14 protein-coding genes and 1 other RNA gene are annotated in these 14,084 nt (G+C 45.0%); 5 read left to right on the forward strand and 10 right to left on the reverse strand.

Features of this window, described 5'->3' with window-relative positions; genetic code table 11:
- Positions 1–32: 32 nt before the first annotated feature.
- Positions 33–1,982: an AraC family transcriptional regulator gene (locus J2Z66_RS27680; protein ID WP_209975987.1), complete on the reverse strand. Its 1,950-nt coding sequence runs from the start codon at positions 1,980–1,982 to the stop codon at positions 33–35.
- 276 nt (positions 1,983–2,258) lie between these two features.
- Here J2Z66_RS27680 and J2Z66_RS27685 point away from each other — a divergent pair, with 276 nt between their 5' ends.
- Both J2Z66_RS27685 and J2Z66_RS27690 read left to right on the forward strand, forming a co-directional pair.
- Entirely contained in the window at positions 2,259–2,540 is a 282-nt protein-coding gene (locus tag J2Z66_RS27685; protein ID WP_209975988.1) for an ArsR/SmtB family transcription factor, read from the forward strand.
- Between the two features lie 71 nt (positions 2,541–2,611).
- Complete coding sequence (locus tag J2Z66_RS27690; protein WP_209975989.1) at positions 2,612–3,808, forward strand: MFS transporter; 1,197 nt, start codon at positions 2,612–2,614, stop codon at positions 3,806–3,808.
- On the opposite strand, the gene J2Z66_RS27695 is transcribed toward J2Z66_RS27690, so the two are convergent.
- From J2Z66_RS27695 to J2Z66_RS27705, 3 genes are all read right to left on the reverse strand, one after another.
- The gene (locus tag J2Z66_RS27695; protein WP_209975990.1) at positions 3,797–4,084 is read right to left on the reverse strand and encodes a helix-turn-helix domain-containing protein; all 288 of its coding nucleotides are present in this window, start codon (positions 4,082–4,084) and stop codon (positions 3,797–3,799) included. The two genes, J2Z66_RS27690 and J2Z66_RS27695, sit on opposite strands and share 12 nt — an antisense overlap.
- A gap of 127 nt (positions 4,085–4,211) precedes the next feature.
- A complete protein-coding gene (locus J2Z66_RS27700) occupies positions 4,212–4,658 on the reverse strand; it encodes a hypothetical protein (protein WP_209975991.1) in 447 nt (148 codons plus the stop codon).
- 17 nt (positions 4,659–4,675) lie between these two features.
- Positions 4,676–5,680 (reverse strand): DUF3231 family protein, encoded by a 1,005-nt coding sequence (locus J2Z66_RS27705; RefSeq protein WP_209975992.1) that lies wholly within the window; start codon positions 5,678–5,680, stop codon positions 4,676–4,678.
- 622 nt (positions 5,681–6,302) lie between these two features.
- Here J2Z66_RS27705 and J2Z66_RS27710 point away from each other — a divergent pair.
- Positions 6,303–6,770, forward strand: a complete 468-nt coding sequence (locus J2Z66_RS27710; RefSeq protein ID WP_209975993.1) for an ion transporter — start codon at positions 6,303–6,305, stop codon at positions 6,768–6,770.
- Positions 6,771–6,792: 22 nt separating this feature from the next.
- Positions 6,793–7,263, forward strand: coding sequence for a DinB family protein (locus J2Z66_RS27715; RefSeq protein ID WP_209976047.1), 471 nt, complete (start codon positions 6,793–6,795; stop codon positions 7,261–7,263).
- 286 nt (positions 7,264–7,549) lie between these two features.
- Here the strand turns inward: J2Z66_RS27715 and J2Z66_RS27720 are convergent, their stop codons facing one another.
- Complete coding sequence (locus J2Z66_RS27720) at positions 7,550–7,972, reverse strand: helix-turn-helix domain-containing protein (protein WP_209975994.1); 423 nt, start codon at positions 7,970–7,972, stop codon at positions 7,550–7,552.
- Between the two features lie 250 nt (positions 7,973–8,222).
- Between J2Z66_RS27720 and J2Z66_RS27725 the strand changes: the two genes are divergently transcribed.
- Positions 8,223–8,597 (forward strand): PH domain-containing protein, encoded by a 375-nt coding sequence (locus J2Z66_RS27725; RefSeq protein WP_209975995.1) that lies wholly within the window; start codon positions 8,223–8,225, stop codon positions 8,595–8,597.
- A 147-nt stretch (positions 8,598–8,744) separates the two neighbouring features.
- Here J2Z66_RS27725 and J2Z66_RS27730 read toward each other — a convergent pair whose 3' ends face one another.
- The 5 genes from J2Z66_RS27730 to rnr form a co-directional block, all read right to left on the reverse strand.
- Positions 8,745–9,056 (reverse strand): radical SAM protein, encoded by a 312-nt coding sequence (locus tag J2Z66_RS27730; RefSeq protein ID WP_245375883.1) that lies wholly within the window; start codon positions 9,054–9,056, stop codon positions 8,745–8,747.
- A gap of 152 nt (positions 9,057–9,208) precedes the next feature.
- Positions 9,209–9,388 carry a hypothetical protein gene (locus J2Z66_RS27735; protein ID WP_209975996.1) on the reverse strand — a complete coding sequence of 60 codons (180 nt, stop codon included), beginning with the start codon at positions 9,386–9,388 and terminating at the stop codon, positions 9,209–9,211.
- A gap of 266 nt (positions 9,389–9,654) precedes the next feature.
- Positions 9,655–10,020: a transfer-messenger RNA gene (gene ssrA / locus J2Z66_RS27740) on the reverse strand.
- 246 nt (positions 10,021–10,266) lie between these two features.
- Entirely contained in the window at positions 10,267–10,749 is a 483-nt protein-coding gene (gene smpB, locus J2Z66_RS27745; protein ID WP_209975997.1) for an SsrA-binding protein SmpB, read from the reverse strand.
- Positions 10,750–11,265: 516 nt separating this feature from the next.
- Positions 11,266–13,812 (reverse strand): ribonuclease R, encoded by a 2,547-nt coding sequence (rnr, locus tag J2Z66_RS27750; RefSeq protein ID WP_209975998.1) that lies wholly within the window; start codon positions 13,810–13,812, stop codon positions 11,266–11,268.
- Positions 13,813–14,084 lie beyond the last annotated feature (272 nt).

The following is a 14,084-nucleotide window of genomic DNA, read 5'->3' on the forward strand; positions in this document are numbered from 1 at the left end:
ATGCATGGCGCTATGTCTTCGGTTTGGAGGCACTATTCCTTCGCGCCATCTAACAAAATGCGCTCAAAAAAGTCAAGTTGCCCATTTAATGAAATTGGATCGCTGAAATAAAACGAGGGTTCATGAATATAATAAACACGTTTATTCTTAACGATAGGTAACGTTGCATATAGCGGATCGTCCAAAATCGTCTTTCTTTCCTCTGTTGGGCCCGAGATAAATACGTAATCTCCTAGATAATCGGGCAACAGCTCCTCAGAAAGCTGTACGTATCTCACATCGGTTTTACTCAACTGATCTTCTAATATTTTCGGGTATTTCAAACCGAGCGACGTATACAACACTTCCGTTCCACGGCCGAAATTCGGTCCGTAAATATACAATTCCTTTGTGTAATCACCAATGACACTCACGGTTTGAGAGGAATCGAATTCTTCAAATCTTTTCTTTGTGCTAGCAAGCCGTTTCTCCCAATTCTCGACTTGCTTATTCGCTTCGTCAACCTTGCCTACAATCTTTCCGATGTCGATAAGTGTTTCAAGGCGATTGGTGCGCTTCGTTAAATCGAAAACAACGGTAGGTGCAATTTCTTTCAGCTTGTCAATATTCGGATTAGTCGAATCCGTAACAATGAGATCCGGATTGAGCGCCAAAGTTTGCTCAATGCTTTCTTGTGTCAGTAATTCAGCATCCTTAACTTGATCCCCTATAAACTTGCTTTCCTTCGCATTCTCAAAAACGCCAATCGGCGTAATCCCTAAACTCAGAAAGTGACCCGGGTAGTGCCATGTCGCAACAACAACTCGTTTAGGATTCGCAGGAACTTCAACCTCGCTACCCAAATCGTCCACAAATATTCTTGTCTCGGAAGCGTTGCTAATTGGATTCGTTGCCACCACTTGACTTGCCCCGCTCTGCTCTGTCGCCCCCGTATTCGTCGTTGCCGCCCCTCCTGAACAAGCGCTAAGCAATAAAGCAAAACACAAGCATAGAGTCGCTAGCATAGAGGGCTTTGTTACTTTAACCATCGATAAGTCTCCTTCTTTCTTATTATGATAATGAAATTCATTATCAATATAGCACCAAAACCATTCCCAATCATTAGAGTATTTGCTCCTCATCATAGGATAATCTGCTACCTGCCTTTTGTTCTGATACTGAATTTTGAACTGGCTGGGGGTGGTGCCGTTATATTTTTTGAAGAGACGAACGAAATAGGATACATCTTCATACCCTACCCTTACCGCAATCTCTTGCAGCGTTGCATCTATCGTTAACAGCATGCTCTGCGCTTTTTGAATTCTTATTTGAATTACGTAGTCGATCAGGCTCTTTCCGGTCTTTCGCTTAAACTGCTTACCCAAATAAGAAATGCTGTAATTGAACTTTTCTGCAACTGAATGCAATGTAATAGGGTAGTTATAATTCTCCTCTATGTAGTAAACGGCTTGGTCCACCAGGTCGGGCTTGTAGTGACGAATTTCCCAATCCTGTTGTTGTCGCAAAAGCTCGTATACGAATTGATAAAACAATCCTTTGACATGGAAGTGTTCAAGTTCCCCCTGTTTATTCCATTCCTGGCACATCTTTTGAACCTTGTCCAGCAAGTTGATAGGATAGGATGGTGCAAAAACGTACTGCATTTGAAATGGATTGCTCGTTTCCATCAACTCCAACAGGGTATGACGAATGGGCAAAGACATCTTCGCTTTATAGAGAATTAAATAATATTCGAACTCATCCCCTACACGGTTGATGTCGATACATCCGCCTCTTCCGCTATGTAACACATGATAACGCTCCAGTTCATGCATCTTGCCGTCCAATATTACACGCGCTTTGCCTCGAACCGAATAGAGAAAACTGCTTGCCGGCAAGCGGTAGGAACGAAGCTCTTCCCCTTTATTCATCAGGGTATAACGTATATCTAACACTCGGATGGAGGCAGTTTTCCATAATCGCAAATGGTCATTCTGATTCATTGGACTCACGCAACCTTTACTATTGGTAGCAACGTCTATCGATTATTTGGCAAAACAGACGAGTTATCTAATCGGCTCCACCAACATTATATATGATAATCATTCTCGTTTGCAATTATGTCAACGACCTCCTTACTTCCTCAATGTAACGATGACCAACTTCAAGTATCTGAAATATAAATATTCCGAATCCTACCTATTTACTTTTTAAAACAGACATGATATCTTATTTCTACACATATAGAAATAACGTGATTGGAAAAAGGTGAATTTACTATGCTAGAAGAGATTGCGGACGTAAATCAAGCTGTTAAAGTATACAAAGCGCTAGGGGAGCCCACTCGAATCAAAATTGCTCTTCTTCTTACGGAGGAGAAAAATTTGTGCTGCTCCGATATTGGAGCTAAGCTGGAATCCGTGGCTGGTTCAACGCTTTCTCACCACTTGAAGCAATTGACGGAGTGCGGATTGCTTAATCTCCGCAAGGACGGCACGTATATCTACTACAGTGTAAACCGCGAAATGGCGCAAAAGTACGCGCCTTATTTGTTGGAGTAATTTTTTTCACCTTTATTTCTATATATTTAGAAATATAAAAACATCGGATTTGAGAGAGGAGCTTTACTGGTATGTCGAACGTTTGGAAAATTTATATGCTGGCAATAATCAGCTTTTTAGTTGGGACGTCCGAGTTTATTATTGCGGGCATTTTAGATAAGGTGGCTGCAGACGTAGGCGTCTCGTTATCAGCCGCGGGTCAATTGATTACCGTGTTTTCGCTGGCTTATGCATTCGGTACCCCGATCCTCATGGCTGTCACGGCACGTATGGAGAGACGACAGCTGCTGCTCTATGCACTTGGTGTTTTTGCGGTAGGCAATTTGATTGCCGTCGCCTTGCCAGGCTTTGCGTTTTTATTAGTGTCACGGGTCGTTCTAGCACTTAGCACTGGCGTATTCGTCGTTACCGCATTGACAGTGGCTGCAAAGCTTGCTGCTCCAGGCAAACAAGGAAGTGCGATTGCAACGCTCGTTATGGGCTTTAGTACTTCCTTGATCATTGGCGTGCCTCTCGGCAGGCTTGCAGCTTCTGCTTATGACTGGAAGCTAATTTTCGGGGGGATTGGCCTTCTTGGTCTATTCGCTATATTCATCATTTTAATGACTATTCCCCGATCAGATGGTGAGGAGCCTGTACCCATTAGCAAGCAGCTCGCTCTATTCAAGCAGCCAAAAATTGTGATCGCGTTAGCAGTTACCTTCATGTGGATCGGCGGTTACTCCATCGTCTACACCTATATTTCACCATACCTGCTGACTGTAACCAAGTTAAGCGAGCAGGGTGTGAGCATCGCTCTCTTCGCCTTTGGTATCGCCAGCTTGTTCGGCTCGAAGTTCGGGGGCTACAGCACCGATAAATGGGGAGCACCTCGTACGTTAGTTGGCGGGATGCTGTTCCATACGATTGCACTTGTACTGCTTTCACTAGCAGGGCACACGCCTTTCCTCGTGTTCCCACTACTTATGTTTTGGGCATTCACAGCTTGGTCATCCGGCCCTACTCAGCAATATCATTTAATGACACTGGCTCCGGAGGCTTCCGGCATTATGCTTAGTCTGAACAGCTCTGTGCTTCAACTGGGTATGGCAGCCGGTGCCGGACTTGGCGGTATCGTTGTTCAGCAAGCATCGCTTACCTCCATCAGTTGGATCGGAGCAACTGGCGTTATCCTTGCTGCCACGACAGCCGCCACCTTCTTCGGCATATCCCACATGCGCTCTCACAGAGAAGAAGTGAAAAGCAGCTTAGCTAAGTCAAGCGCGTAAACCTAACAAGTTTAAAGAAAAACCCAGTATCACTGCTATTTGGCTTACGGAATACGCTGGTTCGGCTAACAACTTAATCACATGGTCGATTCTTTTTCTATTTATGAAATCCTGTAAATCTATATGTATATGTTTGGAAATCATATAAGGCGATAAACCGAGCTGCTCTGCCATATAGATCAATGTCAGCTTTGGCTTGTCAAGAGATAGCTCGCCAAGACTGTAATTCTGCTCGATATAACGAATATTTGTTCCGGAATAGTCAGGCTCCAGCATCCCAATCCAGTTATGATGATACCGTAAAGCTCATAATAAAAAAATTTTAATGCGAACAATTCCCCCAATTTATTTGGGGGATTATGGTCTGAAATTATAAGTTCAATCTCAAACCGTCTGTCCTATGTCAACAACTTTTTAACTTAAGGACGACATACTTGGTTAGCAAACCAACCCCTATACCTATTGGTACAAATAAAATAGGTAACCAAATAGGACCCAATAAAATGCCGTAAAGTTTAAAACTTGATGAGTAGATTAATCCAACTGTCACAAAATAAGCTGTACAGACAAAAGGGAGAAATGAATACGGTGATTTTTCTCCTCCCGCATCTTTATAGGCATCCCACATAGCAAAGAAGTAAAGACAAGGATAAAACATTAACCACTGGTAATTTGCACGATGAACTGCCGTTTGAATATCTCCGTTAAAACTTAAAAGAATCACTTGGTTAAAGTTTGATTGCACATTGATTAAAAGTTCCACCGCAATAAACAAAATCCCTTTGAAATACTTCCCATTGAGTATTTGGCCAAATCCAGGAAGGGCGATGCTCCATAAAAGTTTTTCCATTCCATGTCATGTCCTCCCTAAATATTTGCCAGAGCTTCTCTGTTTGGCGCCAGAGGAGGTTGTTCTAACCAACCATTTTCAATCATAATATTTGCTCCGTCTTCCGAATATAAACTTGATTCAGCCATCATGCGAGCAAACAGGGCTGCCAAATCTCGTCTATGAATGGTTCCTAACCCCATTCCATAATTGCCAATTCCATAAGAACCTAATATCAGTACATGAAGTAACATTAATCGATCCGAAAAAGGAGGCTCGGTTGTATCAAATACTTCCCCATCAAATGTAGAAGGAATAGAAATGTCTTCATCATTTAAAACATCAGTAACCTCTTTGTAAAACTTGTTGGAAATTTCCTTGCCTTTTTCAAAATAATTACGAATATCTTTAGATTTTGCAACTTGACTAAATCCCATTAACATTGCTTTTCCGAGCGCATTTTGTAGCGCAGTATGAAAAAGCTGCCTAATTTCAATAGCTGATAAAGGTCTTTTGTTACCAAAGAATCCAGTTAGAAAATTTTGTTTTTTTACAAAATCCACTTGTTTAGGTACTGGTATGAACGGTGGATAAGAATAAATACCTTTAGCAAGTAGTAATTCTGTTGCCTTTTGATCAACCATTTCCAAGTCATCTAGATGTTTTTTTAATAACTTCCTAACATCGTCTCGACTGGATTCTCCATAAGCAATTACAATTATTGTTAAAGCAAACTTCGCCATATTTTTAACGTAGTTTAACATGTATACATCCGAAAATAATCGTGGCACATTGGGATTTATATCCTCAGAAGTAATACCACGTGGGATCGGGAAGTTTTCTTGTTTTAAAATTGACGTGATTCCATTGACATGATCTTTGGATATTGTAAGGCAAATTTCATAAAACTCTTTTATATCATCATCTTGAATGTGATTAACAAAACAAATACACATATGGTGTACTAAAGATTCAAACAAGTAACCGCTCCAAAGGTGAGACGTTTCTGTAGAGGTTAATCTAATTTCAGCTGTGTTTTCCACTATATATCCTCCATTTTTTAATGTTTTTATCACTTATATAGTATGTATAACTCGAACGTTATACATACATTATGCATTCCATTATTATGATCTTTTGATCGAGTAGGGTCGTACTAGTCATCGCGAGCGGGAGGGGTGACTTGTGCCGACGAAGAACTCGGCGCTCCGGCATACCCTGACGGCTTCACCGTTTCTTTTTACCGCAAGCTCTCTTGTGAGATTTTCTGCTGTCTCTGCTCTTCATACGAACGCACCGGTTCCCACTCTCCTTTTGTTTGGCCTTTCCGGTTTCCAGTGTCCCGTACTTCCGTGTAGAGTCGAAGGAGGTCGGCTTGAGCCTTCCTCCGTCCGCTCGTTCAAACGGATCGTGCAGTTTTCCCGCAATCCTATCGATCAACGGTTCGTGGTGGACCGTCCCAAAGAAATCCCGGAGATCCGCGTCCACGATCTATTCACATCCATCCATCCTCTCGCGGCACAAAGCTCAATTTCCTCTGTTTTCTTCAACTTCAAAAATCATAGAATGCTTTCCGCACTTCTGGACCCTATCTGCCACAAGTATACTGGTTAATCTCCCCTGGACATGCTACACTAATTCTGATTTTATACGGGAGGAACAGCGATGGAACGCAGTTATTATAAAAAGTGGTATCTGATTGTATCTTTTATACTCTCTTTATATCTCGTCCTTGTCACCATTCTAGGCTTCACTTCTGTTTCCAAAGAAATCAAAGCGCCGTTCGAAGCCGTGGCACACTATATCCTATGGTTTTTCATTATTGAGTTAGTTGTGCTGTTCTTTGCGGCCAAAGATATCCGAACGTTTTTCAAGGAACAATGGTTAAGTATATTAGCTGTGGGGACATCGTTTTCCATCACACAGTTTATGGAGGCAGTTGTCGGAATTGGTTCATTAACCGGGGTTAAAGCTCTAAAAGGATTGAAATCCTTGAAAACATTAAAATCACTCAAATCCATAAAATTGTTTAAAGCCACCAAAAGCGTCAAGGCAGCCAAATCGTACAAAATTGGCAAAAAAGCTTCGAAAGCAGTGAAAGAAATGGAGATGCTGGAAAAAGAATCTCTTTAGCAGGCGCGGCTACAAGAAATTCATACTTTTTCTACGACGATCAAGGGATAGATGGCCCATTCTGGAACGCTTGCCCGAGGAGCATATGGCATGGAAGCCGCACGAGAAATCAATGACGGTTGGCGGGCTGGCAACGCACCTGATCAACCTGCTGAACTGGCAAATCGCGATTTTTCAGTACCCTGAGTTCGATCTTTCTACCGAGCCGCAGCGGCGGGACGCTTTGGAAAGACGCGTTCTTGAAGAGTTCGACGCAAACGTCGACAAGCTGGAAAAGCTGATCACCGAATGTGATGAGAAAACGCTCGGAGAGGAATGGACGCTGCGCCACGGTGACCACATCATCCTCCGCCAGCCGCGGGCAATTGCGTTCCGCACCTTCGGATTAAGCCACATGATCCACCACCGGGCCCAGCTCGGAGTGTACTTGCGGCTTCTCGATATTCCTGTGCCGGGCTTCTACGGTCCCTCTGCCGACGAGGAAACCCAATGAACTAAGTTGCTTGATTCAATACGCACCAAACAGTCGCAGGGCACTGGCATGACCGCCGGTACTCAGTGACTATTTGTATTGTCATCGAATGGACGCTCGCGTTCTTCAAAATGACAAACGATATGGTATGACAAAATGTCAACTCTAGGTTACGGCTTTCATTTCCCTTCCTTGGCCAAACGGATACCGCAAAACTATGCTATCGATGGAGCACGATCGAAGCCGCCGAAAGCGGCCTAAAACGCGCCAAATTTGTCCATGGACTAACAATAGATTCATGAAATGTTTAGATGGGAGACTGATCTGTTTTAACGGGAACGTGATTAAATACAATATCGTCGCGACGCAGCATTTCCGTAGGGGTCATGCCGGTACGCAAGCGAAAATCCCGAATAAAATGCGATTGGTCATAGTACCCGCAAGTCAATTCCGTCTCCTGACCGTCACCCTCAGGCTTGCAGCGAAGATGGTCTACCGCCCGCTGGAAACGAATGACTCCGGCATATTGCTTTGGCGTCAAACCGGTTTCACGCTTGAACAGCTGAATGAACCATTCTGTGCTGAGGTTGGCCCTCTCTGCCACTCGCCTGGCATCAAGAAGACCTTTTGCCGAAAGACCGCGTGCTCGTTCTTGTCCAAAAACAAAAGGTGATTCAGCATGCCTTACCATATAGATCGTTATGTAAGCGCTTCCTCCCACCATTGTCATTCTTCCCTCCCTGATTATCAAATCCAGTCCCTATAAATGCTCTTGAAACTCAGCGGACGGACGAACGGGCCCGGTCGTATACATAAATCTCAAACCCCATTAACCACTTCCATATTTCCCCTATTAAACTATTAAAAATTATTATATTTCCAACCCACGATTCACGCAATGAAAAGATTGGCTGCGCCATCATATACAACTTCCAAATTTTATGATATAATCAGCCATCCCACCGTAAAGGAGTGTAAACGTGATCGATTTCAAGAATGCATCCTTCATCAAGCTTCGCTTAGTCGATAATAATGCTTTTTCCACGCATATTAACCAATTATTAATTACAGGAGAAAAAATCCTAGAAACCTACCAGAGCATCAGGGACGGGGTGGTATTCACGGATAAGCGAATTATTGCGATTAATGTACAGGGGATTACCGGGAAAAAGAAGGATTTCACTTCTTTGCCCTATTCCAAGATTCAAGCCTATTCGGTGGAGACTGCCGGCACACTAGATCTGGACAGCGAACTGGAATTATGGTTTTCAGGATTAGGCAAAGTGAAGTTTGAGTTCGTAGGCAACGCCAATGTTTCCGAGATATGCCGTTTCATTTCGGAAAGTGTACTGTGAACCAAATGACCTGTTTAATAACTACGTTATTATCATAAATTAGAGAGCCGCCAACCAGATTACTGGCTGATGGCTCTGTTGACTTTTCCACAACTAGTCAGCTATTTCTAATTTGCCTTATCCATGGATTCTTGCATCACATTCTTTTTAGCCAGTCGGGCTTCCAAATGGTAGTTCTGTGATAGCCATCAGGTTACAAACAAGCGAAATACCTCCAAGCAGCCCTCCAAATAGATCCTCCAAGTCCCCAACTTCTGCTAAGCCGTTAACCATAACTCTACCATCAGGGGTAAGACGTACCTCTAACCTATTTGGTATATCTGTTAATCGTTCTTTAAGATGAAGATACCGCTCTGTTAGAAAATGATAGCGCTGATTGGACGAACCCACCCAAGGACGGCTTGTATTCAAACGCTCTTTCTGGAAAGGCCCATCAATGAGCAGGTCAGTAATTGCCAATAAGTCAAGATAATCTTGGTTTTTCGAACTTTGCAGCTTTTCAAGCAGGTACCTGTAAATACCATTACGGAAAGTCCTTTTTAGGGTCTCAGCTCAATGCTGAGGCCCTTCTGTTATTTATGAGGCGAATCGTGGATCAGAAATTCTAAAGTCTAGAAATCCATCCAGAAAAATTGAGAGACAGCCAGAACGAGCCCAATAACATTCACAACAATAAAAAACCACTTTTTGGCCCTGCGGCTTATGGGTTCAAGCCCTACTAAAAAATTCCAAACCAAAATTCCGTTTAGCACAACCATAATAATGAGAGCCAACCACCAATTAGCTGCCACTTCAATTTCATCCTCCTCTGACCTAACTAGCCATTCCTTGAAATTATCTTTAAAATTACGTTAATCCCCTGTTCTCTGTCAAGGTCTAAAATTACACACAATGTATTAAAAAGCACTATTCACATATATAAAAACTTGCGTCAACATTCTGGTGCATTCGTTTTAAAAGAAAGCATGTATCAACTACTTACCTTGAGATGTGTATTCTTCTTTGATGAATTAGAACGCAAAAAGAGCACCTTATAAGGTGCTCTTTTTAATGATACTAATGGAGGCGAGGGGAGTCGAACCCCTGTCCGAAAATATCGCAACACAGACATCTACGGGTGTAGTTACAGTTTTGATGTCACCCGAGAGTCGTCCTGTAACCGACTACTCGTTGGGTCAGCCTGATTGTCTTCCTCCGTTCGACCCCAGGCGGAGACCAAACGGCGTATCCCACTATAGTTGAGCCCCTATCCCAGTCACATGGGCGATGCTAGGTAGGAGCACGCCAACAGTTTCTTAGGCTGCTAAAGCGTAGTTGTTTTGTGTTTTGCCATTTAATAGGCTTTAGCGTTGATAAAGCGGACGCGTCCCCACTACCCGCAACCCATGCCCAAACTATCCCCGTCGAATCCATAAACGCCCCCAGGATACTTTCCGATAGAAAGTAAAGCTTCGTAAACTTACTATTTACGAAGTTGAGTGTAACGGACTACTACTCGAGCCGAATAGATCGTCAAGATTGCCACTTGTTACTGTTGCTACTAATTAAGTATAACACAAATCACTGCATATAGAACACATTCATTACTGGAAGCTCAGGTTTTCCATACCATATGCTTTTCAGCTAATCCATACTCAGCCAGCTTGCACCTTCTAAAGCTGTCCAATTCTTACCGAGCGACCTTTTGCTTCTCACGGAGAGCACGCTGGATATCGCGCTGTGCATCCTTTTTAGCTGCGGTTTCTCGCTTATCGAATTGCTTCTTCCCTCTACCCACACCTATTAACAGCTTCGCATATCCATTCTTGATGTACACCTTGAGTGGAACCAAGGTATAACCTTCTTGCTTAGCAAGACCGAGCAGCTTCCTGATCTCGACCTTTTTGAGCAGCAGCTTGCGTGCCCGAGTAGGATCGGTAGGATTACTGCGGTTGCCTTGCTCAAATGGACTAATATGCATATTGTGTACAAAAGCCTCTCCATTCCGAATCGTCGAAAAGCTATCGGATAGGTTCGCTTTACCCGACCGCAAGGACTTGATCTCCGTGCCAGTTAGCACTAGACCGCATTCGAATGTATCTTCGATAAAGTAATCATGCGAGGCTTTCTTGTTCTGGGCCAGCACTTTACCATCTGCTTTCTTGGTTGCCACGTGAGAACACCCCTTCCCGCCTAAGTGAAGTTATTGTACCAACTTCAAGGCAAGAAATCAAGGCAGCTCCCTTTGTTCGCTCACAATTTACCCATAGTCACTGTCTGGAGTTTATTTGAAGTTTCTAAGATAGGAGAAAAGATAGCGGCAAAAAGGTGAGATATAGCAAACTAACAGCAGCAAGAGACAGCACTACATAAAGACCAACGAGACACCAAACTGCCGTCTCCATGCCAGCCAACAGCCACTGGCACGCCTGAAATGCAAATCAATGCAACGCATCAAAGCCAGCAAGTACAGTTCGATTGTTCAACCTTTCTGAGCACCACTTTAGATAGCGCCCGAAGGGAATAGAGCTACAGAACGTGTGTAGCCTAGCCGCAACACCACGCAAACGGCGGTGTCACCACCCTCCGCTCACGCGTGGCTTGCCTCCTCGCGTCCGGCCGCCCAGCGGCGTCGCCCCCGCCCCAGCGGGCGGGCCAGCGCCCACCGCACTAACGGCGGCAGCGCCGCCTACTTCCGCCGCTTCTTCGGCGCAGCCCCAGCCCCGGCTCCGCCGGCGCCAACACCACCGCCCTGCCCGCGGCGGCGGCCACCCTTAGCGAGCGCGTTCACGCTGCTCGCCCAATCCAGCCCGCCCGCTGCCGCAGGTGCGGGCGCTCCGCCACCACCGCTGCCGCGCTTCGCGCCTGCGGTGCCTGAACCAGCCGCTGGAGCTGCGCTTCCCAGCGAAATAGCACCCCGGCGGCTCTTCTTTTTGCCGCCTTGAGCCTTGGCCTTCGGCGCAACCATCGCCCCTTTGCCAGGCTTCTTCTTGCCTCCGGCCCCGGCAAAACCAACGCCGGACGGCTTACCGCCAGCACGGCCGCCTGCTCCAGAAGAACGGCCACCGCCGACGAAGCTGACCTTATGGCTGCGCGATTTCATTCCGACCATATCGAAGTCGATCGTACGTTCAGCTACATTCACTCGCGCTACGCGCACCTTGGCTTCATCGCCGATCCGGAAAACCTTGGAGGTGCGCTCGCCAATGAGAGCATGTTGCATCTCATGATAATGATAATAATCGTCTGTCAAATCGCTAAGACGGATCAGGCCCTCAACGGAATTGTCGAGCTCGACGAAAATACCGAAATTGGTCACACCGGAGATAATGCCTTCGAATTCCTCCCCGATTTTATCGAGCATAAACTCTGCCTTCTTAAGTGCGTCTGTCTCCCGCTCCGCTTCAACAGCGACACGCTCACGTTCAGACGATTGACGGGCAATATCATCCATCCTCGAAGCCAGGTAGTCATGGCGCTTATCGGACATAATGCCATTCTCAATAATTTCACGGATTACCCTATGAATAATAAGATCGGGATACCGGCGAATTGGAGAAGTGAAGTGGGAATAAAACTCCGCTGAAAGCCCAAAGTGACCCAAGCTCAAAGCATCATAACGCGCCTGCTTCATAGAACGCAGCATCACCTTACTAATAACTGGCTCCTCCGGCTTGCCTTTGATCTCTTCAAGCAAAGTTTGCAAAGCCCGTGGATGTACAGTGTTACCCTTGCCGCGCACCACATAGCCAAAATTCGTAATAAATTCCATGAAATGAATCAGCTTTTCTGGATCAGGATCTTCATGGATCCGGTACAGGAAAGGCACCTTAAGGAAGTGAAAATGCTCAGCAACCGTCTCATTGGCAGCAAGCATAAACTCCTCAATCATCATTTCCGCGATGGAACGCTCTCTTTTAATAATCTCAGTCGGCTTCCCGTCAGGATCCACCAAAATTTTAGACTCATCAAAATCAAAATCAATAGCCCCACGCTTCATCCGTCTTCCACGCAGCAGCAGCGCAAGTTCCTTCATAGTACGAAAATCTTCAAGTAAATAATCATACCGTTCAAAAAGCTCTGGATCCGGCTCCAGCTCTTCATCAGACACCAGCTTACGCACATTCGTGTATGTCATGCGTTCACTTGTACGAATCACACTTGTAAAAATATCATGCCGAACCACATTTGCCTGCGCATCAAGCTCCATCTCACAGGATAAAGTCAGCCTGTCCACTTTTGGGTGAAGGGAGCATATGCCATTGGACAAACGATGCGGCAGCATGGGAATCACACGGTCCACCAAATACACGGAGCAGCCGCGATGATATGCTTCCCGGTCTAGTGCCGAATCTTCCTTTACATAGTAGCCCACGTCCGCAATATGCACGCCCAGCAAATAGTTCCCATTAGGCAGCCTTTCCACGTTCACGGCATCATCCAGATCCTTGGCATCCTCACCATCGATCGTAACGATTCGCTTATTGCGTAAATCCTTGCGGCCTTTTATTTCTTCCTCCGTTATCGCATCGGGCGCAGCTTCTGCTTCAGCAACCACTTCATCTTGAAAAGCTTCGGGAAGCTGGAATTTACGGATAATAGCAAGAATATCCACACCTGGGTCGTCCTTGTGACCGAGAATCTCGACAACTTCACCCTCTGCAGCAGCGCGGCCCTCCGGATAATGGACAATATTCACAACTACTTTCTGCCCATCCGCAGCACCATGAAAAGCTTCCTTAGGGATAAAAATATCTCTGCCAATACGCTTGTCATCAGGCACTACAAAGCCATAGCTGTCCTGATTCTGAAAAAGACCCACCAGCTTCGTATTCGCACGCGTCACTACACGCACAATTTCCCCTTCAAGCCTGCCTCCAGCCTGACTTTTAACAGTGATACGAACCAGAACAATATCGTTGTTCATTGCTGTGTTCATGTCGTTAGCATGGACGTAAACGTCCGGATGCTCCCGATCCTCAGGAATCAGAAAACCAAAGCCCTTGGCATGCGCCTGCAGTTTACCGCGGATCAAATTCATTCTCTCCGGAACTCCATAGCGATCATTGCGTGTTCTAAGAACATGCCCTTCCTGCTCAAGCTCATTTAATATTTTTAGAAATGCTTTAAATTCAGAGGCACCTTCAATTGCAAAATGCTTTTCCAGCTCCTGATAAGTCATCGGCTTATAAGCGGTATCCCTGATAAAAGATAAAACCTCAGATTTAGTTACCATAATTTTTCCACCTTCTTGTTTGTTTCTCGTGTTTGTTTTCCGGGCTTTCCCCGGTTTGTTTGTTTCCTCACTCATTACGGATAGGCGCCTTGATATACGCACAGGTAAATCTGATGACTCAGGTCAAAAGAATGCGAGGCCAGCTATACAGGCGCTCCACACATGCCCATACCAACCCGTCCATTCGCTTCAATCCATATATCTTATTAATCATTATCGCCAAATTCTACACACAGTTATAACTAAATAAAAATAAAAACAGCAGGAATAGG

Source organism: Paenibacillus eucommiae (assembly GCF_017874215.1).
Classification (GTDB): Bacteria; Bacillota; Bacilli; order Paenibacillales; family NBRC-103111; genus Paenibacillus_AI; species Paenibacillus_AI eucommiae.